General features: G+C 76.5%; 20 protein-coding genes and 1 other RNA gene. 12 read left to right on the top strand and 9 right to left on the bottom strand.

Translation table 11 applies throughout. The features are described 5' to 3' along the window. Positions 1-140 precede the first annotated feature (140 nt). Both ACIQWA_RS18980 and ACIQWA_RS18975 read left to right on the top strand, forming a co-directional pair. On the top strand, positions 141-539 hold the full coding sequence (locus tag ACIQWA_RS18980; protein WP_402483844.1) for an ACT domain-containing protein: 399 nt from the start codon (positions 141-143) through the stop codon (positions 537-539). Between the two features lie 120 nt (positions 540-659). Next, positions 660-917, top strand: a complete 258-nt coding sequence (locus ACIQWA_RS18975; RefSeq protein ID WP_360228195.1) for a Prokaryotic metallothionein — start codon at positions 660-662, stop codon at positions 915-917. Positions 918-1,033: 116 nt separating this feature from the next. Here the strand turns inward: ACIQWA_RS18975 and rnpB are convergent. The 5 genes from rnpB to ACIQWA_RS18950 form a co-directional block, all read right to left on the bottom strand. Further along, positions 1,034-1,431: RNase P RNA component class A (gene rnpB / locus ACIQWA_RS18970), an RNA gene on the bottom strand. 13 nt (positions 1,432-1,444) lie between these two features. Beyond that, positions 1,445-2,914, bottom strand: coding sequence for an MFS transporter (locus ACIQWA_RS18965; RefSeq protein WP_402483870.1), 1,470 nt, complete (start codon positions 2,912-2,914; stop codon positions 1,445-1,447). A gap of 97 nt (positions 2,915-3,011) precedes the next feature. Next, positions 3,012-4,496 carry an RNB domain-containing ribonuclease gene (locus ACIQWA_RS18960; RefSeq protein WP_402483842.1) on the bottom strand — a complete coding sequence of 495 codons (1,485 nt, stop codon included), beginning with the start codon at positions 4,494-4,496 and terminating at the stop codon, positions 3,012-3,014. Positions 4,497-4,576: 80 nt separating this feature from the next. Then, entirely contained in the window at positions 4,577-4,951 is a 375-nt protein-coding gene (locus ACIQWA_RS18955; RefSeq protein ID WP_375887989.1) for a type II toxin-antitoxin system death-on-curing family toxin, read from the bottom strand. After that, a complete protein-coding gene (locus ACIQWA_RS18950; protein ID WP_402483840.1) occupies positions 4,948-5,361 on the bottom strand; it encodes a hypothetical protein in 414 nt (137 codons plus the stop codon). Before ACIQWA_RS18950 ends, ACIQWA_RS18955 begins: the two co-directional genes overlap by 4 nt. Before the next feature lie 236 nt (positions 5,362-5,597). Between ACIQWA_RS18950 and yaaA the strand changes: the two genes are divergently transcribed. Then, a complete protein-coding gene (gene yaaA, locus ACIQWA_RS18945; protein ID WP_402483838.1) occupies positions 5,598-6,383 on the top strand; it encodes a peroxide stress protein YaaA in 786 nt (261 codons plus the stop codon). A 67-nt stretch (positions 6,384-6,450) separates the two neighbouring features. On the opposite strand, the gene ACIQWA_RS18940 is transcribed toward yaaA, so the two are convergent. Genes ACIQWA_RS18940 through ACIQWA_RS18930 form a run of 3 tightly spaced genes read right to left on the bottom strand, consistent with a single transcriptional unit; the run spans position 6,451 to position 9,249 of the window. Next, positions 6,451-7,641: a bifunctional RNase H/acid phosphatase gene (locus ACIQWA_RS18940; RefSeq protein ID WP_402483836.1), complete on the bottom strand. Its 1,191-nt coding sequence runs from the start codon at positions 7,639-7,641 to the stop codon at positions 6,451-6,453. Between the two features lie 4 nt (positions 7,642-7,645). Continuing rightward, positions 7,646-8,389: a C4-type zinc ribbon domain-containing protein gene (locus ACIQWA_RS18935; RefSeq protein WP_360228213.1), complete on the bottom strand. Its 744-nt coding sequence runs from the start codon at positions 8,387-8,389 to the stop codon at positions 7,646-7,648. Positions 8,390-8,412: 23 nt separating this feature from the next. Then, positions 8,413-9,249 (bottom strand): Nif3-like dinuclear metal center hexameric protein, encoded by an 837-nt coding sequence (locus tag ACIQWA_RS18930; protein WP_360228216.1) that lies wholly within the window; start codon positions 9,247-9,249, stop codon positions 8,413-8,415. A 572-nt stretch (positions 9,250-9,821) separates the two neighbouring features. Here ACIQWA_RS18930 and lanL point away from each other — a divergent pair. The 6 genes from lanL to ACIQWA_RS18900 all read left to right on the top strand — a co-directional run bounded on the left by lanL (position 9,822) and on the right by ACIQWA_RS18900 (position 20,443). Further along, entirely contained in the window at positions 9,822-12,836 is a 3,015-nt protein-coding gene (gene lanL / locus ACIQWA_RS18925) for a class IV lanthionine synthetase LanL (protein WP_402483834.1), read from the top strand. Next, the gene (locus tag ACIQWA_RS18920; RefSeq protein WP_402483832.1) at positions 12,833-14,824 is read left to right on the top strand and encodes an alpha/beta fold hydrolase; all 1,992 of its coding nucleotides are present in this window, start codon (positions 12,833-12,835) and stop codon (positions 14,822-14,824) included. Before lanL ends, ACIQWA_RS18920 begins: the two co-directional genes overlap by 4 nt. A 146-nt stretch (positions 14,825-14,970) precedes the next feature. Further along, positions 14,971-15,114: a VenA family class IV lanthipeptide gene (locus tag ACIQWA_RS18915; RefSeq protein WP_157882160.1), complete on the top strand. Its 144-nt coding sequence runs from the start codon at positions 14,971-14,973 to the stop codon at positions 15,112-15,114. 103 nt (positions 15,115-15,217) lie between these two features. Then, on the top strand, positions 15,218-16,870 hold the full coding sequence (locus ACIQWA_RS18910; RefSeq protein ID WP_402483830.1) for an ATP-binding cassette domain-containing protein: 1,653 nt from the start codon (positions 15,218-15,220) through the stop codon (positions 16,868-16,870). 1,570 nt (positions 16,871-18,440) lie between these two features. Then, positions 18,441-20,105, top strand: coding sequence for an ATP-binding cassette domain-containing protein (locus ACIQWA_RS18905; RefSeq protein WP_402483828.1), 1,665 nt, complete (start codon positions 18,441-18,443; stop codon positions 20,103-20,105). A 164-nt stretch (positions 20,106-20,269) separates the two neighbouring features. Continuing rightward, positions 20,270-20,443 (top strand): hypothetical protein, encoded by a 174-nt coding sequence (locus tag ACIQWA_RS18900; RefSeq protein WP_402483826.1) that lies wholly within the window; start codon positions 20,270-20,272, stop codon positions 20,441-20,443. Between the two features lie 111 nt (positions 20,444-20,554). Here the strand turns inward: ACIQWA_RS18900 and ACIQWA_RS18895 are convergent, their stop codons facing one another. Continuing rightward, positions 20,555-21,640 (bottom strand): Zn-dependent alcohol dehydrogenase, encoded by a 1,086-nt coding sequence (locus tag ACIQWA_RS18895; protein WP_360228236.1) that lies wholly within the window; start codon positions 21,638-21,640, stop codon positions 20,555-20,557. 173 nt (positions 21,641-21,813) lie between these two features. On the opposite strand from ACIQWA_RS18895, the gene ACIQWA_RS18890 reads away from it, so the two are divergent. The 3 genes from ACIQWA_RS18890 to ACIQWA_RS18880 all read left to right on the top strand — a co-directional run bounded on the left by ACIQWA_RS18890 (position 21,814) and on the right by ACIQWA_RS18880 (position 25,532). Next, positions 21,814-23,211, top strand: a complete 1,398-nt coding sequence (locus tag ACIQWA_RS18890) for a M48 family metalloprotease (protein ID WP_402483824.1) — start codon at positions 21,814-21,816, stop codon at positions 23,209-23,211. A 171-nt stretch (positions 23,212-23,382) separates the two neighbouring features. Then, a complete protein-coding gene (locus tag ACIQWA_RS18885) occupies positions 23,383-24,036 on the top strand; it encodes a class I SAM-dependent methyltransferase (protein WP_360228242.1) in 654 nt (217 codons plus the stop codon). A 206-nt stretch (positions 24,037-24,242) separates the two neighbouring features. Further along, positions 24,243-25,532: a hypothetical protein gene (locus ACIQWA_RS18880; RefSeq protein ID WP_402483822.1), complete on the top strand. Its 1,290-nt coding sequence runs from the start codon at positions 24,243-24,245 to the stop codon at positions 25,530-25,532.

The following is a 25,532-nucleotide window of genomic DNA, read 5'->3' as shown; positions in this document are numbered from 1 at the left end:
AGCTGACGACAGCCCAATCGGTCCAACTTCGCTGTCACAAACTAGCTTTGGTCCAACTTCACTGGCAAACCGTCCAACTTCGCTGTCACAGGTCAGCGACAGATGACGCGGGCCCGGGCGGAACGGATACGGTGACGGGCATGGCCGGTGAACGAGACCTTGCGACCCTGCTGCGCGGGATGCGCCCGCAGCTCAACCCGGGGCGGTACGTCTACTGCACCCTCCCCGCGAGGGTGCCCGCCGGAATGCGGCCGGTGGTGACCGTCGCCGAACCCGAAGGGGTGACGGTGGTGGTCGCCCAGGACGAGGCCGACGCGCTCGGGCTGCGCTACGAGTACGTGGCCGCCTGGATCACCCTGCAGATCCACTCCGCGCTGGAGGCCGTCGGGCTGACCGCCGCCGTCGCCGGGCGCCTCGCCGAGCAGGGCATCAGCTGCAACGTGGTGGCCGGCTTCCACCACGACCACCTGTTCGTCGCCGCCGACGACGCCGACCGCGCCGTCCGGGCACTGGAGCAGCTCTCCGCCGACTCCGGCTGACCGCTCCCACCGGCCCGGCCCGCCGGACGGGCCCGCCGGGTGGCCGCCGCCGGGCACGCCTTCGAGACTGGAGGGAGCCGCCCCGCCAAGGGCCGGCCCCACCGGAAGGAGACGGCCGCCATGGCCATCTGCGTCACCTGCGGCAACGACTACTGGCTCGCCTTCGAGATCAGGACGGTCACCGGCGACACCTACACCTTCGACAGCTTCGAGTGCGCGATGGAGAAGCTCGCCCCCCGCTGCGAGCAGTGCAACGTGCGCATCGTCGGCCACGGCGTCGAGGTGGCCGGCATGTTCTTCTGCTGCGCCAACTGCGCCCGCGTCAACGGCGGCCTCGGCGAACAGATCCGCGACGCCGTCGGCTCCCGCCCGGCCTGAGCACGACCCCGCGCCGCGCTACGCGCGCGACATGCGAAGGCCCCGCGACGCACGACGCGACATGCGAAGGCCCTCCGACCCGTTTCGGGTCGGAGGGCCTTCGGCTGTCCAGGCGACGGAAGAGTCGGCCTGTACGCCGGGTTCTGTCACCCGGGCTGCTCGCGCGGCCCGGGGAGACGGCCATCCATCTAGGGCTGCCGTTGCCGACAGCCTCGTGCGGTCTACCCGCGAGCTCGGGCGAGCAGCCCTCGAACACTCGCGCACGGCGCCCGAAGGCGCCGATCTTGACCTTGCTCCAGGTGGGGTTTACCTAGCCGGCCGGGTCACCCCGGTCGCTGGTGGTCTCTTACACCACCGTTTCACCCTTACCCACGCGCCGAAGCGGTGGGCGGTCTGTTTTCTGTGGCACTGTCCCGCGGGTCACCCCGGGTGGGCGTTACCCACCACCCTGCTCTGTGGAGCCCGGACGTTCCTCGGCGGGTCAGGGACCCGTCGCGACCGCCCGGCCGGCTCTTCCGCCGTAGTGGTCATGGTAGCCGCTCGGGCGGGGCCTCCCGAACACCGGACCGGACCGCCGGCGCCTCGCCGCCGAGGCGGGCGGCCACCCTCGCGGCGGTCCGGTCGGCCCAGGCGCCGGTGGTGACCAGGCCCAGGACGAGGACGGCGCCGCCGAGGCCGACCAGGATCCACCAGCCGGCGTGGCTGGCCGGGGCGAAGCCGGTGGCCATCGGGCCCACCACGGCCGAGGTGACGACCGTGCCGATCACCGCGACACCCAGCGACTGGCCGACCTGGCGGCTGGTCGAGGCGACGGCGGCGGCCACGCCCGCCTGGGAGCGGGGCATGCCGGAGACGGCCGCGTTGGTGATCGGCGCGTTGACCAGGCCGAAGCCGAAGCCGAACAGCGCGTACGCGGCCAGCAGCAGCGCGGCCGGGGAGTCCGCGCCGAGCCGGGTGAGCAGCAGGCCGCTCGCCGCCAGGCCCAGCCCGGCCACCACCAGCGGCAGGCGCGGGCCCTGACTGCCGACGATCCGTCCGGACAGCGGCGCGCAGACCAGCATCATCGCGGCCATCGGCAGCGTCCACAGGCCCGCCTCGACCGGACTGTAGTGCCGGACGTCCTGGAGGTAGAGGGTGTTGAGGAAGAGGAAGCCGCCCAGCGCCGCGAACGCGCAGACCGCGGTGACGGTGGCCCCGGTGAACGGCGCACTGGCGAAGAAGCGCGGGTCCACCAGCGGCTCGGCGACCCGCCGCTCCCAGAGCGGGAAGGCGATCAGCGCGGCGACCGCGGCCGCGGCCAGGGCCAGGATCACCGGGGAGGTCCAGCCGTTGCCCGGGCCCTCGATGATCGCGGCGGTGCCGCAGCCGAGCAGCACGATCATCAGCAGCTGTCCGACCGGGTCGAGCCGGCGGGGCCGCGGCGCGCGCGACTCGGGGACGTAACGGAAGGTCAGCAGCATCGCGAGCAGGGCCACCGGAACGTTGATCAGGAAGATCGACGGCCAGCCGGCGCCGTCCACCAGGAAGCCGCCGAGCAGCGGGCCCAGCGCCATCGAGATGCCGACCACACCGCCCCAGACGCCGATCGCCCGGGCCCGTTCCCTCGGGTCGGTGAAGGTGTTGGTGATGATCGACATCGCCACCGGGTTGAGCATCGAGCCGCCCACCGCCTGCACCGCCCGGAAGGCCACCAGCCACTCCAGGCTCGGTGCCAGGCTGCACAGCAGGGAGCCGAGGGCGAAGCAGGCCAGCCCGATCCGGAACACCCGCCGGCGGCCGAAGCGGTCGGCCACCGAGCCGAACAGCATCAGCAGCGAGGCCAGCACCAGGGTGTAGGCGTCGATGATCCACTGGAGGCCGGAGGCCGGGGCCTCCAGGTCCTTCTGGATCACCGGCAGCGCGATGTTCACCACGGTGTTGTCCAGGCCGACGATGAACAGGCTCAGGCAGCAGATCGCGAGGACCAGCAGCCGGCGGCGGCGCCCGGTGTCCGGCACGGCGGGTGACGGGGCAGCGGGTCCGGCGGCGGGTGCGGCGGGGGGCTGGGCTTCGGGCACGGACCGATCCTCGCACCCCGGGCCGGTGGTGGGGGGCTCAGACCGCCGCGAAGCGGACCGTACGGGTGGCCGGATCGGCCCGGACGAGGCGGACGTCGATCACCCGGCCGAGCGGGAGCGGGGCTCCGCCCCCGGTGCCCCCGCTGCCGTCGGCGGCGGCGGCGGCGTCGCAGCGGGCCCGGACGGCGGGCTCGCGCAGCTGGACGACGCCCGAGCCGGGGCGCTTGCCGTCCACCTCGATCACCACCGCGGCGAAGTCCTCGCCCTCCCGGCCCACCAGCAGCTCGGCCTCCACCAGGTCCACGCAGGCCCGTTCCACCTCGGCCGCCCGCCGGTCCCCGCTCGCCATCAGCGCCGGCACGGCCGGCAGCGCCTCGCGCGCCCAGTCCGGCACGTCCTCCCCCGCCGCGACCGCCGCGCACACCTCCTGGGCGAAGCGGTCGCCGAGCCGGCGCAGCGGCGCGGTGCAGTGCGCGTACGGGGCGGCCAGCGCGGCGTGCCCGGGTTCGGCGGGGGCGGGCAGGCCGCGGGACTCGTCGAAGGCGTGGTAGCCGGCGCCGCGCAGCAGCCCGGTGCAGGCGTTGAGGAAGGCCGCGTTCAGCGGCGCTTCCGGGTCCAGCGAGCGGATCAGCTCCGGGTACGGGAGGGCCTGCGGCCAGTCGACGTCCAGCGCGGCCGCGATCCGGCGCAGCCGCTCGTACGCGGCGGCGGGCGCGGCGGGCAGGGTGCGCAGCAGTCCGACACCCGCGTCCAGCATCAGTTCGGCCGCGGCCATGCCGGTGAGCAGCGAGATCTGGGCGTTCCAGCCGTCGGCGGGGCTGGGCGCGCGGTAGCCGAGGACGTAGCCGTGCAGGGTCTCCTCGACCTCCTGCTCGGGCACCGGCAGGCTGATCCCGCCCCGGGCGCGCTCCTGCTCCTCGCGCAGCCGGCCGACGGTGGCGAGCAGGGCGAGCTGTTCGTCGGCGCCGCCGAGGTCCACGGCGCGCTGGACGGCGGCGTAGTCCAGTCGGCGGTGCGACCGGACCAGGGCGCGGCGCAGGTCCGCCAGCACGACGGCGCCGTCGGCGTCCAGGTCCAGCTGCCAGAGCAGGGCGGGGCGGGGTTCGCCGGGTAGCAGGCTGGCGGCGTCCTCGGAGATCCGGGCGGGGTGCAGCGGGACGCGGTGGTCCGGGAAGTAGAGGGTCTCGACCCGGCGGCGGGCCTCGGTGTCGACGGCTCCGCCGGGGCGGACGAAGGCGGCGACGTCGGCGATCGCGTAGTGCACCCGGTAGCCGCCGCCGGGGCGGTGGGTGAGGTGCATGGCCTGGTCGAGGTCGCGGGAGCCGGGCGGGTCGACGGTGAACAGCGGCAGGTCGGTGGCGTCGTACTCCGGCAACCGGGGGCGCCCGGCCGCCTCCTCCGCCTCCGCGAGCACGGCCTCGGGCCACTCGGTGTGGATCTCCAGGCGGGTGCGGAGCTCGGTGAGCTCGGTGTTGATCCGGGCGGAGTCGACGGCCTTGACGCGCAGTTTTCGGCGAGGCATGCAGGCCAGCGTAGGGCGGCCCGGGTGGTTCCGGGCGCAGGCCCCCGGCGCGTCCGCCGGCGGCCTGTGCCCGTCGGGGCTCAGCGACCCAGGAGGGACCTGAGGTCCTTGGCGGCGAGGGCGATCGCGTCGTCGTAGCCGCCGGTGGCGAGCCGCAGCACGAAGGCCACCGCGTCGTCCGGGTGCGGGTCGGTGTAGGGCTCGGCGTTGTAGTCCAGGAACAGCAGCATCGCCTCGAAGGCGGTGCGTTTGTTCCGGTCGACCAGCGGGTGGTTGCGGGCCAGGCTCTGGCCGAGGGCGGCCGCCTTGGTCCACAGGTCGGGGTAGGCGTCGTCGCCGAACAGGGTGGCCTGGGGGCGGGCGATCGCCGAGAGCAGGCCGCCGAGGTCACGGACGTTCTGCGGGCCCCCGGCGAGGTAGGTGACGTCGTCGAGGTCGAGGTACTCCGTGGTCACAGGTCCTTCAACCTCTCCAGCGTCTCGGCGTTCCCGGCGCGGATCCGGGCCACCATCGCGGCCCGGCGCGCGGCCTTGTCCTGCGCGGCCTTGTCCTGCGCGGCCTTGTCCTGCGCGGCCTTGTCCTGCGCGGCCTTGTCCTGCGGGGCCGGGTCCTGCGGGGCCGGGTCCGCGAGCGCCTCCGGGACCTCGGACTGGCGGACCTCGAAGGCGAGTTCGGCGGTGTCCGGCCCGGCCGCCGACTCCGTCACGCGCACCCGACCGGCCAGCACGGCCTCGGCCGCCGCCCGCACCGCGAACTCCAGCGCCTGCCTGGTCTCCGCGGGCAGGCCGGCGGGCAGGCGCAGGGGCAGGGACTCCTCCTCGGCGTCGCCGTCGCCGGGCACCAGGTCCAGGGGTCGCATGGTCATCTCGTTCACTCTCCTTCGCGGGTCACCGTAGTGGGGAACGCCGGGTCGGCCCACCGAATTGCCGACCGGACCGGGCCCGGTGGGGTGGGGGCGGGCCGGGGTGCGGGCGGCCTGCGGGCTCGCGGGGGCGGAGCCAGCGGCTGAACCTGCGCTGCTGCTGTGCGGGGCGCCGGGGGCCGGGGCAGCCGCAGTAGGGTGGCGGGGTTCGTCCGCCACAGATTGTTGAGGAGTCCGCTGTGCTGGTGCTGTTGCCGCCCTCGGAGGGCAAGGCCGCGTCCGGGGACGGCGCGCCGCTCGCGCTCGACGGGCTGTCACTGCCGGGGCTGACGGCGGCGCGCGGCGCGGTGCTGGACGCGCTGGTGGGCCTGTGCCGGGGCGACGAGGACGTCGCCGCCGAGGTGCTCGGCCTCAGCCCCGGGCTGCGCGGCGAGATCGCCAAGAACGCCGGACTGCCCACCGCCGGGGCCCGCCCGGCGGCCGAGGTGTACACCGGGGTGCTGTTCGACAACCTGGGGCTGGCCACCCTGGACGACGCCGCGTACGACCGTGCCGAGCGGGCGCTGCTGGTGTTCTCCGGCCTCTGGGGTGCGGTGCGGATCTCCGACCGGATCCCGTCCTACCGCTGCTCGATGGGCGTGAAACTCCCGGAGCTGGGGGCGCTCGGCGCGTACTGGCGGAGCGTGACGGCCGGGGTGCTCCCGGAGGTGGCGGACGGGCTGGTGCTGGACCTGCGCAGCTCCGCGTACGCGGCGGCCTGGAAGCCGGCCGGCGAGGTGGCCTCCCGTACGGCGACCGTCCGGGTGCTCCAGGAGCGCGACGGCAAGCGCAGCGTGGTCAGCCACTTCAACAAGGCGACCAAGGGGCGACTGGTGCGGGACCTGCTGGTCGCCGGGGCCGAGCCGAAGACGCCGGCCGAGCTGATGGACGCGCTGCTGGCGCTGGGCCACCGGGTCGAGCTGGCGGCCGAGGGCACGGCGCGCAAGCCGTGGCAGCTGGACGTGGTGGTCACCGAGGTGCACTGACCGGGGTGCACTGACCCGGGGTGCGCCGACCTCCCCCCAGCGGGGCGGCCGGTGCAGCCCGGTGGGGTCAGCGCAGGTGGGAGCTGTCGTTGAGCAGCCGCAGCGAGGCGTTGCCGTCCGCGTAGTACTGGACGGCGCAGATCGAGGCGGCGGACAGCTCCATCCGGTACATCGAGTCCGGCGGGGCGCCGAGCGCCAGCCGGACCAGGGTCTTGATCGGGCTGACGTGCGAGACCACCAGCACCGTCTTCCCGGCGTACCGGGCGAGGATCTTGTCCCGGGCGACACCGGCCCGGTGGGTCAGGGTGGCGAAGCTCTCGGTGCTGCCGGTCGGCTTGGCCTTGGCGGAGCCCAGCCAGGCCGACAGGTCGTCCGGGTACCGCTCCTGCACCTCGGCGAAGGTCAGGCCCTCCCAGTCGCCGAAGTCGACCTCGCGCAGGCCCTCCTCGTAGCGGACCTCCAGGCCGAGCCGGGCGGCGACGATCTCGGCGGTCTGCCGGGTGCGGCGCATCGGGGAGGCGACGACCGCCTGGATGCTGCCGCGCGCGGCCAGGGCCTCGGCGGCCCGCTCGGCCTGCCAGCGGCCCTTGTCGGACAGCTCCGGGTCGGTGCCGCCGCTGCCGGAGAAGCGCTTCTCCGGGGTGAGCGGGGTCTCGCCGTGGCGCAGCAGGACGAAGGTGGTCGGGGTGCCGAGGTCGGCCGGGGCGGCCCAGCCGGCCTTGGGCGCGGGGGGCTTCGGCAACGGCTCCTCGGCCGGGGCTCCGGCCGAGGCTCCGGCCATGGCCCCGTGCGTGGCCCCGTGCGTGGCCCCGTTCGTGGCCTTGGGCTTCGGCTCCCACTGGCGACCGTCGCGGCCGGCGTCCATCGCCTCGTTGGCGAGCTTGTCGGCGTCCTTGTTCTGCTCGCGCGGGATCCAGGTGTAGCTGACCCGGCCGCGCGGGAAGACCGTGCGCGCCTCGGCGGCGAGCGGCTGCATGTCGGGGTGCTTGATCTTCCAGCGCCCGGACATCTGCTCGACGACCAGCTTGGAGTCCATCCGGACGTCCACCGAGGCGTCCGGGTCGAGCTCGCGGGCCGCCCGGAGCCCGGCGATCAGGCCCTTGTACTCGGCCACGTTGTTGGTGGCGTGGCCGATGAACTCGGCGGCCTCGACGACGAGCTGCCCGGTGTCGGCGTCCCGGACCACCGCGCCGTAGCCGGCCGGCCCCGGGTTGCCCCGGGACCCGCCGTCCGCTTCGACGATGAAGCGCGCCGCCATCGGATCAGACGCCCGAGTCGGCGGTGCGGACCAGGATCCGCGAGCAGTTCTCGCAGCGGACCACCTTGTCGGCCGGCTCGGCCTTGATGGCGTTCAGCTCGGTGATCGAGAACTCGGTGCGGCAGCCCTCGCAGCGGCGCTGGTAGAGCCGGGCCGCGCCGACGCCGCCCTGGGTCTCGCGCAGCTTGGTGTACACCTTCAGCAGGTCGGCCGGGATGACGGCGGCGACGGTCTCGCGGTCGCGCTTGACCTTGTCGGCCTCGGCGTCGATCTCGGCGAACGCGGCGTCGCGGCGGCCCTCGGCCTCGGTGAGGACGACGGTGGAGTGCTCCAGGCGGGCGGTCAGCTCCTCGACCCGGGCCACGGCGCTCTCCTGGCGCTCCATGATCTCCAGCACGACCTCCTCGAGGTCGGCCTGGCGCTTGGCCAGCGAGCCGATCTCGTGCTGGAGGTTCTCCAGGTCCTTCGGCGAGGTGATCGCGCCGGAGTCCAGGCGCTGCTGGTTGCGGGCGGCCCGGGCGCGGACCTGCTCGACGTCCTGCTCGGCCTTGGTCAGCTCGCGGGCGGTGTCGCCCTTCTGGGCCTCGGCGGCGATGACGAGGTCCTTGAGCGCGGTGTGGTCGGCGGTGGCCTTGTCGATCTCGGCGTGCTCGGGCAGGCTCCGGCGCCGGTGGGCCAGCTGGTCGAGCTTCGAGTCGAAGGCCTGGAGGTCGAGCAGGCGGATCTGGTCGGCGGGCGCGGCGTTCAAGGGGAAAGCTCCTGTGGATCGGGTCAGGCGGTGAAGGACATGGGGGCGTGCGCGGTCCACGGGTCGGTGACCCGGTGGGAGACCTTGGTCTCCACGGCCCAGCCGTGCTGGTCCGCGACGGCCCGCAGGGCGCGCTCGGCCAGGCCGAGCCAGGGCCACTCGGTGGCCCAGTGGGCGGCGTCGACCAGCGCGACCGGCGCGGCCTCGGTGGCCTCGGAGGCCGGGTGGTGGCGCAGGTCGGCGGTCACGTAGGCGTCCACGCCGGCCGCCCGTACGTCGGAGAAGAAGCTGTCGCCCGAACCGCCGCACACCGCCACCCGGCCGATCAGCCGGTCCGGGTCGCCGGAGACGCGCACGCCGGCGGCGGTCGCGGGCAGACCGGCGGCGACCTGTGCGGCGAAGGCCGACAGCGTCAGCGGGGGCTCCAGCAGACCGATCCGGCCGGTGCCGCGACGGCCCAGCGGGTCGGTCGGGTCCGGCACCAGCGGGCCGGTGACCCGCAGGCCGACGGCCTCGGCCAGCGCGTCCGAGACGCCGGGGTCGGCGTGGTCGGCGTTGGTGTGGGCGACGTGCAGGGCGATGCCGTTGGTGATCAGGGTGTGCACCACCCGGCCCTTGAAGGTGGTCGCGGCGACGCTGGTGGTGCCGCGCAGGTAGAGGGGGTGGTGGGTGACCACCAGGTCGGCGCCCCACTCCACGGCCTCGTCGACGACCGCCTGGACGGGGTCGACGGCGAACAGCACGCGGCTGACCTCGGCCTGAGGATCACCGCAGACCAGGCCGACGGCGTCCCAGGACTCCGCCCACTGCGGGGGGTAGACCTCTTCGAGCGCGGTGATGACGTCGGACAGTTTCGGCACCTGTCGAGACTACCGTGCGCGCGGGGCCGGTCGGGCCTCGGCCGTTCGGGGGACGGCGGCGGCGCTACGGCGGGGCAGTGGTCCGGCTGCGGCGGGGCAGCGGCGGGTGCGCTTCGGACGTGGGTGCCGCCGGCGTACGGATGCGCGTCAACGCGGCGCGCACGGGCGTCGACCTGCTGCGGAGGCGTCCCGAGCACCGCGCGCGGGCCGCGCACGCCCGTACGCCCGGCGCCCGTTACTCACAGCAGGGTTCTCGTACGAATTCGAAACCGCCCTCTGATCACCCTTACGAGTGAAGTGACCGGCTCTGCGTTGAGGCTTCGGATTTCTCGAAACTAACTTCATTCCTGCGAACGGGAGTTTCCCCGACTGCCCCGACCGAACGGCCACCGAGCGACTGCGCGGTCACCGAGCGGTCACCAGCGGCCGAGGGCCCGGTTGAGGGCTCCCGTCCCGGAGCGGGACTCCCGCTCCTCACCGAGGAAACCGATCAGGCCGGGCCGTCGCGCCGCGGGTGCCGCACAGGGGCACCCGCGGGCCGGGGCGGCCGAGACGAAGGGGTGTGGCGACGGATGAGGGCGGACACCTCCCTTCGTGCGGCCGGGGGTCGGGGACCGGCGGGCCGCGGACCGGCTGCCACCGGTACGTGGCCGGAGACGACGCGGGCGGCCCTGGCCGGCGCCGGGGGCCGGGGAGGCGACGGCGACTGGGACGTCACCGTCGGGGGCTTCTGGTGCACGGCCCGGCCGTCCGCGTCCGCGCCGTTACCGGCACAGGGGTGGAAGCTGCACGTCAGCGCCGCCTCGGTGGTCGGCGGGGAGGTGCTCGCGGCCGTGGTCCGGGTGCTCGCAGCCGACCCGTGCAGTTTCAAGTTCGCCGCCGCCGAGGAACGGCTGCGTGAGCTCAACTCCCGTAACAGCAACCGTGGTTCGGCGGGAAAGTTCATCACCGTCTACCCGGTGGACGACGCCCAGTTCCAGCGGCTGGCGGCCGAACTGGACCGGGTGACGGCCGGGCTGCCCGGCCCGGTGGTGCTCTCCGACCGGCCGTACCGGCCCGGCAGCCGGGTGCACTACCGCTACGGCGCGTTCGCGGCCCGGGCGGAGCTCGGCAACGACGGGGAGTACCGCTCGGTGCTGCGCGGCCCCGCCGGGGAGCGGGCCGATGACGTGCGCGGGGGGTCGTACCGGGCGCCGGGGTGGGTCCGGGACCCGTTCCGCGGCGCCGGCGACCCCCGTCAGCGCGGAGGCGGGGACGGGCGCGGCAGCGGGGGCGGGCGCGGCGGCGGGGTGCTGCTGGCCGGGCGCTACGCGGTGACCGCCGCCGTACGGCACGGCGCCAAGGGCGGGGTGTTCCTCGGGCGCGAGGCCGCGAGCGGCGCGGAGGTCGTGGTCAAGCAGGCCCGGGCACACATCGAGGTCGACCGCGCCGGGACCGACGCCCGCGACGCACTGCGGCACGAGGCCGCGCTGCTCGCCCGGCTGGACGGGCAGGGGCTGGTACCGCGCGCCGTCGAACTGATCGAGCAGGACGACTCCGTCTTCCTGGTGCAGGAACGAATCGCCGGGCAGTCGCTCGGCGCCTGGGTCGCCGCCCGGCTGCGGCGCGACGGCAGCCCGGACGTCGACTGGGCCGAGGCCGGGCCGGTGGCGCACGGACTGCTCGACCTGGTCGGGCGGGTGCACGACCAGGGACTGGTGCTGCGCGACCTCTCCCCCGGCAACGTGATGGTCCGGCCGGACGGCAGCCTGCGGCTGATCGACCTCGAACTCGCCGCCGAGACCGGCCAGCGGGCCGGCACGGCCGGCACCCCCGGCTACCGCGCCCCCGAACAGGGGCGGCTCGCCCTCGCCGGCACCGGCACCGCCGACCCGGCCGCCGACCGCTACGCCCTCGGCGGGCTGTTCTTCCTGCTCGCCACCGGGCACGACCCGCTGCTGCCCGAGGACCTCCCGCGGGCCCGCCCGGTCGCCGAGCGGCTCGGCCGCTGGCTCGACCTGGCGGCCCGCTCGGGTGCGACCGCGCGGCGGCTGGCGCCGGTGGTGCTGGGGCTGCGGGCCGAGCAGCCGGAGCTGCGGTGGAGCCTGGCGCGGGCCCGGGAGGCGCTGGGCGGGCGGGGTGGGCCTCGCAGCGGCACCGGGGTGCCCGGCCCGACCGTGTCCGCCGTGGTCGCCCCGCTGTGGCACGCCGCCCCGTGGCCCGGCGGGGACGCCGGCGCCCCGCCCCTCGACCGGGTACTGCACGACGGCCTGCGACACCTCGCCGCCGGCGCGACACCGGAACGGTCCGACCGGCTGTGGCCCGTGGTCCCCGCCGGGGAACGGACGGATCCGTGCAATGTGCAGCACGGCGCCGCGGGCGTGCTCGCCGTACTGGCGCGGGCGGTCGCGGCGCCCGGCCTGCCGGCCGAGGTCCGGGCGGCAGCCGCGAGTACGGCCCGGACCGCTGCGGACTGGATCGAGCGACGGGTCGCCGCCGAGCCGGTGGTGCTGCCCGGGCTGCACTTCGGGCGGTCGGGGACGGCCTGGGCACTGCTCGACGCCGCCCGGGTGCTGGGCGACCAGCAGGCGGCCGAGCGGGCCGCCGCACTCGCCCGGCGGGTCGCCGTCGAATGGCCCAACCCGGACGTCTGCCACGGCGCGGCGGGCGCCGGTTTCACCCAACTCCGCTTTGCTGCCGAGGACTTCCGCGAGGACCACGGCTTCACCGAGCGCGCCGAGCGCTGCGTCCGCGCCCTGCTCGCCGCCGCGCGACGGGAACCGTACGGGACGGTCTGGCCGGTGCCGGCCGACTTCGACTCGGCGCTCGCCGGGATCACCCACCTCGGCTTCGCGCACGGCGTGGCGGGCGTCGGCGCCTTCCTGCTCGCCGCCGCCGGGGCGACCGACGACCGCGCCCTGCGGGACGCCTGCACGGCGGCCGCCCTCGACGCCGGGCGGACGCTCGGCGCGACCGTACGGTGGAGCGGGCGCGACGGCGGGAACGACGGCGGGGACAGCCGCGGACACAGCCGGGACCGCGCCGGTCGAGCCCTCGCCTGGTGGCCGCAGAACGCCGCCGACCCCGCGCACATCCGGCTCTCGCACTGGTGCAGCGGCTCCTCCGGCGCGGGCAGCTTCCTGCTCCGGCTGTGGCGGGCCACCGGCGACACCGAGGCGCTGCGCCTCGCCCGGGCCGCCGGCCGGGCCGTCCTGGCCGGCCGCTGGCACGGCGGGGTGAGCGCCTGCCACGGCCTGGCCGGCGACGGCGAGTACCTGCTGGACCTCGCCGAGGCCACGGGCGATCCCGAATTCCGGTCCGGGGCAAGCCGGTTGGCACAACTGATCGCGGCCCGGACCGCACTGCGCGACGGCCTGCTGGTACTGCCCGACGAGACGGGCACCGGCTGCGCCGCCGCCTACGGCACCGGCACGGCGGGGCCGTTGGCCTTCCTGCTCCGGCTCCGGCACGGCGGCCCCCGGCTCTGGCTGGACCCGCTCTCGCCCACCCACCCGGCGGCCCCCGCCCACCCGCTCTCCCCCACCCACCCGGCGGCCCCCACCCGCGACCAACTCCCGTGCGACAGCGACGGGGTGAGCGAGGCGTGAACACGGCCACTCGCACCACCACCCGGGCCCTGCGCCGACTGAGCTTCTCCTTCGCCGCCGACGGCAGCCACGCGGCCTGCCTGGCCGCGGCCGCCGACAGCGGCTGGTACGTGGAGAGTTGGCGACTCCCCCCGGACGGATCCCCCGCCGTACCCGCCGCGCTGCCCCTGTCCGGCAACCGGTCGGAGCAGCTGCGCTCGCAGCTCGTCGCACTGCCCGACGGCTCGGTGCTGGTCTGCCGGCACGACGGCGAGCGGCACGACCTGGTCCGCCTCTCGTACGGCGAGAACGGCACCGTGGAACAGCAGGTGGCCACGCTCCGGATGCCCGGCCTGCGCCTGCTGCCGCTCCCGGTGGCCCCCGGCGCCGACCCGCGCACCCCGGTGGCGATCGCCCTGGGCGCCGACACCCGCCCGGCGACCACCGTCTGGCTGATCCGGGCGGACGGCAGCGAGCCCGTGCGGGTCGCCGAGATCCCCGGCCTGCACGGCGGCGGCGCCTGGCTGGACCACACCGGCACGCTGCTCGCCCTGGACCGGGTGGCCGGCGGGCTGGTCCGCAGTGTGGTGCTGGACCTGCGCAGCGGCACCACCACCCCGCTGCTGGAGATCGGCGAGCACAGCAACGACCGGCTGGTGCTGTTCGACCCCGACACCCGCTTCGCGATGGTGCGCAGCGACGCACCCGGGACCGACCGGCTCGGCTGGGGCGTGCTGGGCGGCGGGGAACCGCTGCGGTTCCCGGAATGCCTGCACGTCACGGGCATGTTCCTGCGCCCGGTGGCGCTGCGGCAGGCGGCGGACGGCCCGCGGGTCGCGGTGCAGATCGACCACGGCGCCGGCTCGGCGCTCGCCCTGTGGCGGCCCGCCGTCGGGCGGCTGGACCCGCTGCCGGTGCCGCCCGGGCGGCTCGGCGCGGTCGGGCACTGGGACGGCGCCGGGCTGCGCATCCCGTACTCCTCGCCCGACCACCCGGCGGCGCTGGCCACCCTGGACGTGGACGCCCTGCTGGCGCACGGCCCGGCCCCCGCCGAGACCGCCCCGATGCCGCTGCCGCTGCAACTCGCGCCGCTGGGCTCGGGCCTGCCCGGCCCGTGGCGGGACACCGTCCTGCCCTGGCAGCCCGGTGCGCCGCGCGTCACCCGCACCCCGCCGGCCGGCTGGCGCCTGGACGGCAGCACCCAGCCCGGTGACGGCAGCCGCTGGCAGCCCGCACAGAGCCTCGAACTCGCTGGCCCGGCTGGCCCGTTGGAGGCCGTGGTGTACGGCGGCGACGCCTGGCTGAGCAGCCCGCACCTGGTGCTGGCGCTGCACGGCGGCCCCGCGGACGCCTGGCGGCTGGAGTTCGACCCGGCCCTGCAACGGATGGCCGCCGAAGGCCTGGCGGTGGTCGCGCCCAACCAGCGCGGCTCCACCGGCTACGGGGTGCCGCACGCGCTGGCCATCCGGGGCGCCTGGGGCGGGCCCGACCTGGACGACGTGCTCTACCTGCTGGAGGGCATCGCCCGCCAACGGGCGGCGCTCGGCCTGGAACCGCCCGCCCTGTTCGGGGTCAGCTACGGCGCCTTCCTGGCGCTGCTGGCGGCCGCGCACGCGCCGACCGAGCAGGTCGCCCGCTGCGCGGTGGTCGCGCCGTTCCTGTCCGGCGCCCGACTGCTGGCCGAAGCGGCGCCCCCCGTCAGGGCGTTGACCACCCGGCTGGGCGGCGGCGACCCGATCCTGGACGCCCGCGGACCGCGCGACGTGCTCCAGCTCGCGCACCGGCTGAGCGCACCGCTGCTGGTCGTGCACGGCAACCGGGACGAGGTGGTCCCGGTCAGCCAATCCCGTTCGCTGCGGCACGAGTTGCTGCGGATCGGCCGGGTCGAGGGCGCGGACTTCCGGTACGTGGAGGCGGCCGGCTCCGGCCATGAGGTGCTCGCCGAGGAGGGCGCCGCCGTGCTGCACGAACTGCTGGCCGCGTTCCTGCGGACCGGCCGACCGGGCTGATCCCGAGCGGCCACCCACAGACTCCCGGGCCCGTCGAGGCCCGGGGCACCACCCCGGCGCGGCGGATGGAGGCCGCGCCGGGGGTCGACACCAGACGCCCGCAGGCAGATCGCGGCGGGCGACACCCTCAAGGGGAGGACCCGATCATGGAGAACATGGTGGACTTCGAGACCGACCTCGCGGCGCTGCAGGACCTGCCGGAGACCGAGTCCGTCGAGCTGACCGGCCACGGCAGCGGCTGCCAGTACACCTGTCTCATCCTGACCTGCCTGATCTTCACCAACAGCTGACCAGGAGTAGTGGCCCACGGGTGCCGCCCTCGCCTGTCCGGACAGGCGAGGGCGGCACCCGCCTTCGCACACCCACACCCAACTCGCCGACAGGAGGCCGGACTTGCCACGACGACCCACCGGATGGACGCTCGCACTCGGCATCGCCCTGCCGGTCGAGGCCGCCACCACCCTCGCCCTGCCCGCCGTCCTCGCCGGAGCCGTCGACGCCGTCCTCACCCATCGGACCGGGGCCGCCCTCGCCCTGCCCGCCCTCCTGCTGCTGACGGCCGCCGCCGCCAACGCCACCGCCGCGGCCGCCGGACCGGCCTGCTCGGCCGAGACCACCGCCGCCCTGCGCGGGCGCCTGCTCCGCCACCTCCTCGCCCTCGGGCCCGGCGGCCGCCTGCACGGCGGGCCGCCACCCGGCGACCTCGCAGCCCGGCTGCTCGGCTCGGCGGCCGACGCGGGCGGCCGGCTCCCCGCCGTACTCGGCGCGGCCACCGCGCTGCTCACCTCGATCGGCGCGATCCTCGGACTCGCCGCGCTGTCGCCCTGGCTGGCGCTCGCCTTCTTCGCGGGCGTGCTGCCCGGCGTGGTGCTCATCCGGCTCTTCCTGCGCCAGGCCGGGCCGGTGTTCGCCCGCTACCAGGAGGTGCAGGCCGAGCTCGCGGCCCGGCTCAGCGGCGCCCTCACCGGGCTGCGCAGCATCCACGCGGCGCGCGCCGAACACCGCGAAGCCGCCCGGGTGTTGGCGCCGCTCCCGGACCTCTCCGCGGCCGGGCATGCGCTCTGGGCCGCCCAGCGGCGCACCGCCTGGCAGGCCACCCTGCTGATCGCCCTGGTCGAGATCGCGGTGCTCGCCACCGCCGGGGCGCTGCTCGCCGACGGCACCCTCGCCCCCGGCGCGCTCGCCGCGGCGGCGGGCTGGGCGGCGCTCGGCGCGGGACTCTTCGAACAGGTCGAGGCGCTGGTCGGGGTCGCCCAGGCGCGCGCCGGGCAGGCCCGGGTCGACGAACTGCTGGCGCTCGCACCGGCCCCGGCCGGTACGGCGGCCCTCCCGGCGGGCGGGCCCGGCGAGGTCACCCTGCGGGGCGTGGTGGTGCGCGACGGCGAACGGGTCCTGCTCGGCCCGCTCGACCTCACCGTCCCCGGCGGCCGTACGGTCGCCCTGGTCGGGCGCTCCGGCTCCGGGAAGTCGCTGCTCGCCGCACTGCCGGGGCGGCTGCGCGACCCCGACGAGGGCGCCGTACTGATCGACGGCGTCCCGGTGGACACCCTGTCCCCCACCGGCCTGCGGGACGCCGTCGGCTACGCCTTCGCCCGGCCCGACCTGGTCGGCCGCACCGTCCGCGACGCACTCACCGGAGCGGGCCCGGCCGAGGCGGCGGCCGCGTGCGCGGACGGCTTCCTGGCCCGGCTCCCCCTCGGCTGGGACACCCCGCTCGACGAACTCCAGCTCTCCGGCGGCGAACTCCAACGCCTCGGCCTCGCCCGGCTGCTGGCCCGCCCCACCCGCGTCGTCGTCCTCGACGACGCCACCTCCGGCCTGGACCTCGCCACCGAGTACCAGGTCACCGAGGCCCTCGACCGCGCCACCCACGGGCGCACCCGGCTGGTCGTCGCCCACCGCGCGACCGTCGCCGCCCGCGCCGACCTCGTCGCCTGGCTCGACGCCGGCCGCCTCCGCGCCCTCGCCCCCCACACCCACCTCCTCACCCACCCCGACTACCGCGCCACCCTCTCGGCCACCACCCTCCAGGCGGCCACGGCATGACGCACCGGAAGTCGGCCCCATCGACTTCTCGCGCACACCGCTCAGCCCGAATGCCCGACCGACTTCCCGCCCCTCCGAGCGCCGACTGGATCGACCTCCATGGCACTGCCCACCGCGAACCGCACAAGTACCAACGCCACCCCCGACACTGGAAGTCGGCCGGGCCGACTTCCAGTGCAACCGCCAACCCGACCGGGCCACCGGCGGGCGCCGGGGGCATCGGCCCGACGGCCCGCCCGCCCCGCAGCGGAGGCGGACACACCCCGGCGGCAGCGCCGGTGGCGGCCGGCCCGACCCGCGCGGGCGACGCGAGCAGCACAGATACGGGAGCCCGGGGGTCGGCGCCGGGTGTCGCGGGCGGGAGCATCGGGGCGAGGCCTGTGCGCCCGGCCGGCGTTGGCCACACGGCACGGATCGCGGGTGACAACGCCCAAGGACTTCTCGCGGCCGGGGGCCTCGGCAAGGCCGCTCACGTCCCCCGCAACGAGCGTTGCAGTGCCTGAGGGCGCGCAGCCCGAGGCGGGCACGGTCGCGGCCGGGGATCGGCGGCAATCAGAGACGCGGGCGGGAATATCAGGGTGGGGCCTGCGCGCCCGGCCGACGTTGGCCACGCGATGCGGAGTGCGGGTGCCAACGCACGACGGCCGGCAGCCGAGGGCGTCGGCGACGCCGCTCGCGTGCCCCGGGACGAGCGCATCAGCGGCCGGGGGTCCGCAGCCAGGCGCGTGGGCAAGGCGGCTCGCGCGGCCCGAGGTAAGGGCGGTCGTGCGTGAGCCGAGTGTGCTGGCGCACGGGGGTCGGCGGCGGGCGGCGCGGCCTGGGGCGTCGGGACGGATGCTCCTTGCCCGGCCGACGTTGGCCACACGGCACGGATTGCGGGTGCCAACGCACGACGACCGGCAGCCGAGGGCGTCGGCGACGCCGCTCGCGTGCCCCGGGACGAGCGTGTCGGCGGCCGGGGGTCTGCGGCCAGGTGCGAGGGCGCGGCGGTTCACGCGGCCCGAGGTCGGGGCGCTCGTGCGTGAGCCGAGGGTGCTGGCGCACGGGGGTCGGCGGCGGGCGGCGCTGCCTGGGGCGTCGGGACGGATGCTCCTGGCCTGGCCGGTGTTGGCCACGCGACGCGGATTGCGGGTGCCAACTCCCGGGGAGGTGCGGCCGAGGGCGTCGGCGACGCCGCTCGCGCGACCCGGGACGAACGCGTCGGCAGCTGGGGGTGCGAGGGCAAGGCGGCTCGCGCGACCCGAGGTAAGGGGCGGTCGTGGCTGAGGGTCTGCGGCCTGGGTCGGGGGCGCCGGTGCGCGGGGGGCGGCGGCGGGCGGCGCGGCCAGGAGTGCCGTCGGCCCGGTCGGTGCGGGCCGCGGGAGTTGGGCTGGCGCGGCTGGCCACGCGGCGCGGAGCACGGGTGTCGACGCCCGAGGCGTTGCGACCCGGGGCCTCGACGCCGCCGCTCGCACGCCCGGGGACGAGCGCGGCGGTGGCCAGGCGTCGGCGGCGGGCCTCGCGGGCGGCGCCGGGGGTGGGGGTCCTGCTGGGGGAACTGTCGAGGGTGCGGCGGCCTCTGGTGGGGTTGTTGCTCTGGTCAGGGGTGGAGGCGGTGCCGCCGTTGCTGTCCGGGTTGTTCGTGTCGGCCGCCGTCGATCAGGGGTTCCTGGCCGGGCGGCCGGGGGTCGGGATGGCCTGGCTGGGCGGGTTCGGGGCCGCCATGGCGGTCCGGGCGTACGCGGCGCGGGCCGGGTTCCCGCACCTCGCCGGGGTGGTGGAGCCGCTACGGGACGCGCTGGTGGAGCGGGTGGTCCGCGGTGCGCTGGCGCGGCCGCGGGCGGATCCGGCCGCGGTCGCGCGGCTGACCGAACAGGTGGAGTCCGTACGGCAGTTGACCGCGACGCTGCTCCGCACGCTGCGCGGGGTGGGGGTCACGCTGGTCGCCGCCCTGGTCGGACTGGCGCTGCTGGCGCCGGCCGTGCTGCCGCTGGTGCTGGTGCCGCTGCTGGTGGCCGGGCTGCTGTTCGTACGGCTGCTGCGGCCGTTGGCAGCCGGGCGGCGGGCGGCGGTCCTGGCCGAGGAGCGGCTCGCCGCCGAGGCCGGGCGGGCGCTGCGCGGACTGCGCGACGTGCAGGCGACGGGTGCGGCCGAGGCGGTCGCCCGGGCGCTGACCGGGGTGGCGCAGGAGAGCGCGGCCGCCTCCCGGGCGCTGGGCCGGGCGTCGGCCCTGCGCGCGCTCGTGGTGGCGCTCGGCGGGCGGCTGCCGGTCCTGGCCGTCCTGGCGGCGGCGCCCTGGCTGCTGGCGCACGACGCACTGACGGCGGGCGGGCTGCTCGGCGTCGCCACCTATCTCCTCCAGCAACTGGACCCGGCCGTCAGGACCTTGGCGGGCACGGTCGGCGGCTGGCTGCTCAACCTCGGTGTGGTGCTGGACCGCCTGGCGGAATCGACCCCCACCCCCGTCCCCACCCCCGTCCCCGCCGACGCCGACGCCGAGGCCGACGGCGTGCCGCTCGGCGCGGTCCGGCTGCTCGGGGTGCGCTACGCCCACGCGCCGGGCGCTCCGGCCGTGTTGGACGGGCTGGACGCGGAGTTCCACCCCGGGGAGCACGTGGCGGTGGTGGGGCCGAGCGGGGTGGGGAAGTCGACCCTGGCGGGACTGCTGGCGGGCCTGGTGGCGCCGACGGCGGGGGCGGTGGTGGTCGGTGGCGGCCCGCGCGGGGTGGCGCTGCTGCCGCAGGAGGCGTACGTGTTCCCGGGGTCGGTGCGGGAGAACCTGACCTGGCTCGCCCCGGGCGCGTCCGAGCGGCAGGTCGCGGAGGCCGTCGGGCGGCTGGGGGCGGACGGGCTGGTGGCGCGCTTGGGCGGGTTGGCCGGCACGTTGCGCGATCCGGGTGAACTCTCCTCCGGTGAGCGCCAGTTGCTGGCCCTGGTGCGGACGTACCTGGCGGACTCGCCGGTGGTGGTGCTGGACGAGGCGACCTGCCAGCTGGAGGCGGCCGCGGAGGAGCGGGTGGAGCGGGCGTTCGCCGCGCGGCCGGGGACGCTGGTGGTGGTCGCGCACCGGATCAGTTCGGCGCTGCGGGCGGACCGGGTGCTGCTGCTGGACGGCGGTCGCGGGCTGCTGGCCCGGCACGGCGACCTCCAGGTGCTGTCGCCGTTCTACCGCGAACTCGTCGGCCACTGGCTGGGTTCGTCGAGGACGGCCCCGGGCGTTGCGGGCGGGGCGGGCGGGGCGGGACTCGCCCCATGAGGTCGATAGGATCTCGTCCGTCCCGGCCGTTATGGTGGCCGGGGCCACGGGCCGCGATCACCGGCTGTGGGCGCGTTCCGCGCGCCCGATCGGGGACCCGACCGTGTGCCGCAGGCACCGGACGGGCGCCGATGACCTGCACCCTCGCACGGAAGACGATTCTCATGTCCGACACCCTCACCGACACCACCGGCCCCGCGGTCTACGGGACCGACGCCGACGAGAAGACGGCCGAGGACACCGCGGCGCACGGTCGCCACCGCGGCGGCTCGGCCGCCGACGACACCCCCGGGGCGGACCCGCACGGCCGCCACCGCGCTGCCGGCGCCCGGGGCTGATCCGAGGAAACACACCGACACAACACCCCGCGAGGGCCCGCCGAGGAGACTCCCCGGCGGGCCCTCGCACATGTCACCCCCACCGAGCCGTGGGGCAGGTGCGGCGGGGCGTCAGGAGTCCAGCGAGATCACCGTCCGCAGCGCCTCGCCGCTGCGCATCTGCTCGATCGCCAGGTTCACCTCGGCCAGCCCGACCCGGTGGGTGATCATCCCGTCGAGGTCGATCCGCCCGGCCCGCCAGAGGTCCACGACCAGGGCGATCGTGCGGGCGACCGGCGCCCCGCCGTACAGCGAGGGCAGCAGCCGCTTCTCGTTGAAGAACAGTTCCCCCATGGTGAACTGGGCCAGGTCGTCCTGCGCGCCCGCGCCGATGACGACGACGGCGCCGCCGCGCCGGGCGGCGTCGTAGCCGGCCCGGACGGTGGCCGCGCGGCCGACGGCCTCGAAGACGTGGTCGAAGCCGCCGCCGGGCAACCCCTTGGCGAACGACTTGAGTTCCTCGGGGGCGATCGCCTCGGTGGCGCCGAAGGCGAGGGCCCGTTCGCGGCGCGAGGCGACCGGGTCGACCACGGTGATCCGGGCGGCGCCGCAGACCCGGGCGCCCTGGACGGTGGCCACGCCGACGCCGCCCGCGCCGATCACCGCGACCGAGGAACCGGGCTCGACCCGGGCGGTGTTGACGGCGGCGCCGATGCCGGTGGTCACCCCGCAGCCGATCAGGGCGGCGGCCTCGTACGGCAGGTCGGCGGGCACCTTGATCACCGCGTCGGCGGCGACCACCACCTCCTCGGCGAAGGCGCCGGTGCCGTAGAAGCCGGAGGCCTCGGTGCCGTCGTCGGCGAGCCGGAAGCCGGGGGCGCCGAGCCGCCGCAGGCTGGCGATGCAGAGGTGGCCGCGGCCGTGCTCGCAGTGGGCGCAGCGTCCGCAGGGGGCCATCCAGCAGAGCACCACGCGGTCGCCCGGGGCGACGCCGGTGACGCCCTCGCCGACCTCGACGACGTCCCCGGCGCCCTCGTGCCCGGGGACGAAGGGCGCGGGCTGCGGCAGGACGCCGCTCATCGCGGAGAGGTCCGAGTGGCACAGGCTGGCGGCGCGCATCCGGACCCGTACGGCGCCCGGTCCGAAGCCGAGCGCCGTGACGTCCTCGCGGACGTCGAGGGTGTCCTGGCCGGTCTTGTGCAGGACGGCTGCGCGCATGGGGCTGCTCCCGGTGTGCCTCGGGTCAAGGGTCGGGGCGATTCTGGCACGGGCGCCCGGCACCTACTAGAACGCGTTCCAGAACGGCGCGGGGGGGCGGCGGTCCGGCGGACTGATCACAATACGAACAAGCCCTCTGCACAGCGGCGGTCCGGCCCGCCATCATGATCGCCGTGCTCACGCCCCCCGACGCCGCCGCATCACCCGCCGCCTCCGACGCAGCCTCACCCGACGCAGCCTCCCCCGCCTCGGCCTCCCCCGGCACGCCCGCCCACGGTTCGCCGTGCCCGCGCTGCCGCGCCGCCCTGACCGACGATCCCCGCTTCCTCGCCTGGTGCCCCGCCTGCGACTGGAACCTCGCGCCCGGGGCGGACGCCGCCCCCGCGCCCACCCGGCGCGAGCGGGCCGCCGCCGACCGCACCGACCGGCTGTTCCAGGAGCAGGCCGCCGGGGGCGCCACCCCCACCGCCCGCCGGGACTGGCTGCTGGCCTCCGCCGCGGCCGGGGTGATCCACCTCGTCACCGTCGGCACCTTCGCCCTGGCGCTCTGGCTGCTGATCGCCGGAACCGTCGTGCAGCGCTGCATCGGCGCGGTGGTGCTGGTGATCGCCGTGGCGCTGCGGCCCCGGCTCGGGCGGGTGCCGAAGGACGAGAACGTGCTCGACCGCGCCGGGGCGCCGGCCCTGTACGGGCTGGCGGACCGGGTGGCCGCCGAGGTCGGCGCCCGGCCGGTGGACGTCATCCAGGTCACCGACGAGTTCAACGCCTCGTACGGGCTGGTCGGGCTGCGCCGCCGGTCGGTCCTGCGGATCGGGCTGCAGCTCTGGGAGGTGCTGGACGACCGGCAGCGGGTCGCGCTGCTCGGCCACGAGTTCGGCCACCACGTCAACGGCGACCGCCGGCGCTCGTTCTGGCTGTACAGCGCGATCTCGGCGCTCCGGGCCTGGTACCAGATGACCCGCCCGGGCCACGACGGGTACGTCACGGGCCGGGACGAGGTCTCGCTGCTGGTGCGGCTCGGCACGGCCCTCGGCCGGCTGGTGCTCCGGGGCGTCGCCTGGCTGCTCCACCAGGGCCTGGTGCTGTTCGACCGGCTCACCTCCCGGGCCGGGCAGCAGGCCGAGTACCACGCGGACACCCTCGCCGTCCGGGTGGCCGGCGGCGAGGCGGCCCGGGGCATGCTCACGGCGCTGCTGCACGGCAGCTCGGTGGCCACGGCGGTCCACCGGGTCCGGGCCGAGGAGCGCGGACGGCCCCGGGTGGTCCGCAGCCGGAACCGTCGGGCCGAGGACGCCCCCGCGCCTGCCGCCCCGGAGCTGCTCTGGGCACGGGTGCGCGAGCAGCTCGCCACCGTCCCCGCCACCGAGCGGGAGCGCCTGCTGCGGCTCAGCGCCCGTGACCGGTCCGCCGTGGACGGCTCCCACCCGCCGACCCAGCTGCGGATCGCGCTGGCGGAGCGCGCCGCGAACCAGGAGGCGGCCGTCACCGCCACCGCCGCCGAGGCCGGGGCGATCGCCGTCGAGCTGGCCCCGCACCGCGCCCGGATCGCCGTCGAGCTCCTGGCCGGCTGACGACACCGGCCCTACGGCACCCGCCGACGGCACCCGGCGACGGCCCCCGCCGAGGACAGCGGCCGACGCCCCCCGCCGACCGGACCGGCCGACCTCCCGGCGGCCACCCCGCTACCGTCGAGTAGGGTCCGAGCACGTCCGTCCGCCACCCGAACCCCCGAGGAGCACCGCATGTCCGACCTGCTGGAGGGCGCCCGCCCGGCGCCGGAGGTGCTGGCGGCGTTCGAGGCGGCCACCGGGTTCATGCCGGTGGACGAGGGCCTCGCGCTCTACCGGGCGGCGGTGGCGGCGGCCCGGCGCACCGGGCTGCCGGTGCTGGAGATCGGCACCTACTGCGGCCGCTCGGCGGTCCTGCTGGCCGCCGCGGCCCGGGAGGCCGGGACGGTCGCGCTGACCGTGGACCATCACCGCGGCTCGGAGGAGCAGCAGCCGGGCTGGGAGTACCACGACCCGACCCTGGTGGACCCGGAGGTCGGCCGGATGGACACCCTGCCCCGGTTCCGCCGCACCCTGCACGCGGCGGGGCTGGAGGAGCACGTGGTCGCGCTGGTCGGCCGCTCGCCGCAGATCGCCGCGCTGTGGGGGCGCCCGCTCGCCCTGGTCTTCATCGACGGCGGGCACACCGACGAGCACGCCACCGGTGACTACGAGGGCTGGGCGCCGCACCTGGCCCCGGAGGGCCTGCTGGTGGTGCACGACGTGTTCCCGGACCCGGCGGACGGCGGCCAGGCTCCCTACCGGGTGTACCTGCGGGCGCTGGCCGAGGGCTTCGAGGAGGTCTCGGTGACCGGTTCGCTGCGCGTCCTGCGCCGGGCCGCCGTCTGAGGTCCCGCACACCCGGCCCCAGCCCCGCCCACCGCCCCCGACCGCCCCGTGAGATACCCCCCGCGGCCCCGCCCCGATGCTCTAACGTCGTGCCTGGGCTGTCGGGCGAGGGGTCGAACGGTACGGTGTCCGCGCAGCACCAGGCGGCTGCGGCACGGGCGGCAGCACCAGGCAGAGCATCGGCGGACGGTGGGGGCTAGCGGCACATGACGGACCAGCACAACACCGCTCCGGCGGTCTGGGACCCGACCGCGCGCGGCGGCGCGGGCGGCTGGGTCCGCAATCCGCAGCGCCCGGACGCCGAGACGGCCCCCGCCGCACCGCCCGCGGCCCCCGCCCCGGGCGCGGCCGACGACCAGGACCCGCCGCTGGGCGGCCGCCCGTACCTGGCCACCGCCCCGGGCTTCGGCCCGGCGCCGGACATGTCGGGCCCGGCGACCCCTCCGCCCCCGCCCCCGGGCCCCGGTGCGCCCACCGCCGCCCTCCCCCGGGTCACCCCGCCCCCGGCCGCGCCGTTCCCCTCGCACGCGACCCCGCAGGACCGCGGCGCCCAGGGCGGTCCGCTCCCCGGCCCCGGGTACGTCTACCCGCCGCCGCCCCCGGCCGGCCACCCGTACCAGCAGGCCCCGGACCAGCAGGGCGGGTACGGGTACCCGCCACCGCCCTACCCGCAGACGCCGCAGGCCCCACAGGCCCCGCAAGGCCCGTACGGCGCCCAGCCGTACCCCGCCCGGCCGGACCACCCGGCCGCCCTCCCGCCCGACCACGAGGACGACGGGGACCGCCCGGGCAACCGCCGGGCCCCGCTGCTGATCGGCTTCGCGGTGCTGCTGGTGCTGGCGGTCGGCGGCGGCCTGCTGTACGCGGCCCAGGGCGGCGACCAGGGCGGCCAGGCCGCGCCCGCCCCGTCGGCCACGAACGCGAACAGCTCCGGCAACCCGCCGCCCACCCCGGCGCCCACCGGCACGGACGCCGCGCCCGGCGCCACGGCCACGCCCTCCGACACACCGACCCCGTCCGCGACCACGGCCGGTCCCAACGCCAAGGCCCAGGCCCAGGCCCTGGACGGGCTGCTCACCGAGGGCGGCAACGCCAGAACGCAGATCGGCAACGCCGTCGCCAAGGTCAGCAGTTGCCCGTCGAAGGCCGACATCGAGAGCGCGGCGCAGGTCTTCGACAGCGGGGCCGGCCAGCGCCAGGGGCTGCTCGGCAAGCTCGCCAAGCTGAGCGTCACGGACGTCCCGGGCGGCGCGGACGCGGTGAACTCGTTGAAGTCCGCCTGGCAGTTGTCCGCCGACATCGACAAGGCGTACGCGGCCTGGGCGCGCGCCGTGGCCAAGCAGGGCTGCTCCGGCAACGCGCCGAGCACGCCGGACAAGAAGCACGCGGACGAGCTCAACCCCCAGGCGACCCAGGCGAAGAACGACTTCCTGACCAAGTGGAAGCCGATCGCGGACGCCTACGGTCTCACCCCGCCCACCTCGGACAGGATCTGA

The sequence above is a fragment of the Kitasatospora sp. NPDC098652 genome, from assembly GCF_044760155.1.
GTDB lineage: Bacteria > Actinomycetota > Actinomycetes > Streptomycetales > Streptomycetaceae > Kitasatospora.
Note: the sequence above shows the minus strand (reverse complement) of the source record. Positions and strands in the feature narration are given on the sequence as shown.

What these genes read in the sequence shown, in the direction of transcription:
- ACIQWA_RS18900 (WP_402483826.1), top strand. Translation starts at nt 20,270, where the DNA reads ATGTCCGACACCCTCACCGACACCACCGGCCCCGCGGTCTACGGGACC.
- ACIQWA_RS18950 (WP_402483840.1), bottom strand. Translation starts at nt 5,361, where the DNA reads ATGACCATGCGACCCCTGGACCTGGTGCCCGGCGACGGCGACGCCGAG.
- lanL (WP_402483834.1), top strand. Translation starts at nt 9,822, where the DNA reads ATGAGGGCGGACACCTCCCTTCGTGCGGCCGGGGGTCGGGGACCGGCG.
- ACIQWA_RS18980 (WP_402483844.1), top strand. Translation starts at nt 141, where the DNA reads ATGGCCGGTGAACGAGACCTTGCGACCCTGCTGCGCGGGATGCGCCCG.
- ACIQWA_RS18915 (WP_157882160.1), top strand. Translation starts at nt 14,971, where the DNA reads ATGGAGAACATGGTGGACTTCGAGACCGACCTCGCGGCGCTGCAGGAC.
- ACIQWA_RS18880 (WP_402483822.1), top strand. Translation starts at nt 24,243, where the DNA reads ATGACGGACCAGCACAACACCGCTCCGGCGGTCTGGGACCCGACCGCG.
- ACIQWA_RS18940 (WP_402483836.1), bottom strand. Translation starts at nt 7,641, where the DNA reads ATGGCGGCGCGCTTCATCGTCGAAGCGGACGGCGGGTCCCGGGGCAAC.
- ACIQWA_RS18895 (WP_360228236.1), bottom strand. Translation starts at nt 21,640, where the DNA reads ATGCGCGCAGCCGTCCTGCACAAGACCGGCCAGGACACCCTCGACGTC.
- ACIQWA_RS18975 (WP_360228195.1), top strand. Translation starts at nt 660, where the DNA reads ATGGCCATCTGCGTCACCTGCGGCAACGACTACTGGCTCGCCTTCGAG.
- ACIQWA_RS18960 (WP_402483842.1), bottom strand. Translation starts at nt 4,496, where the DNA reads ATGCCTCGCCGAAAACTGCGCGTCAAGGCCGTCGACTCCGCCCGGATC.
- ACIQWA_RS18885 (WP_360228242.1), top strand. Translation starts at nt 23,383, where the DNA reads ATGTCCGACCTGCTGGAGGGCGCCCGCCCGGCGCCGGAGGTGCTGGCG.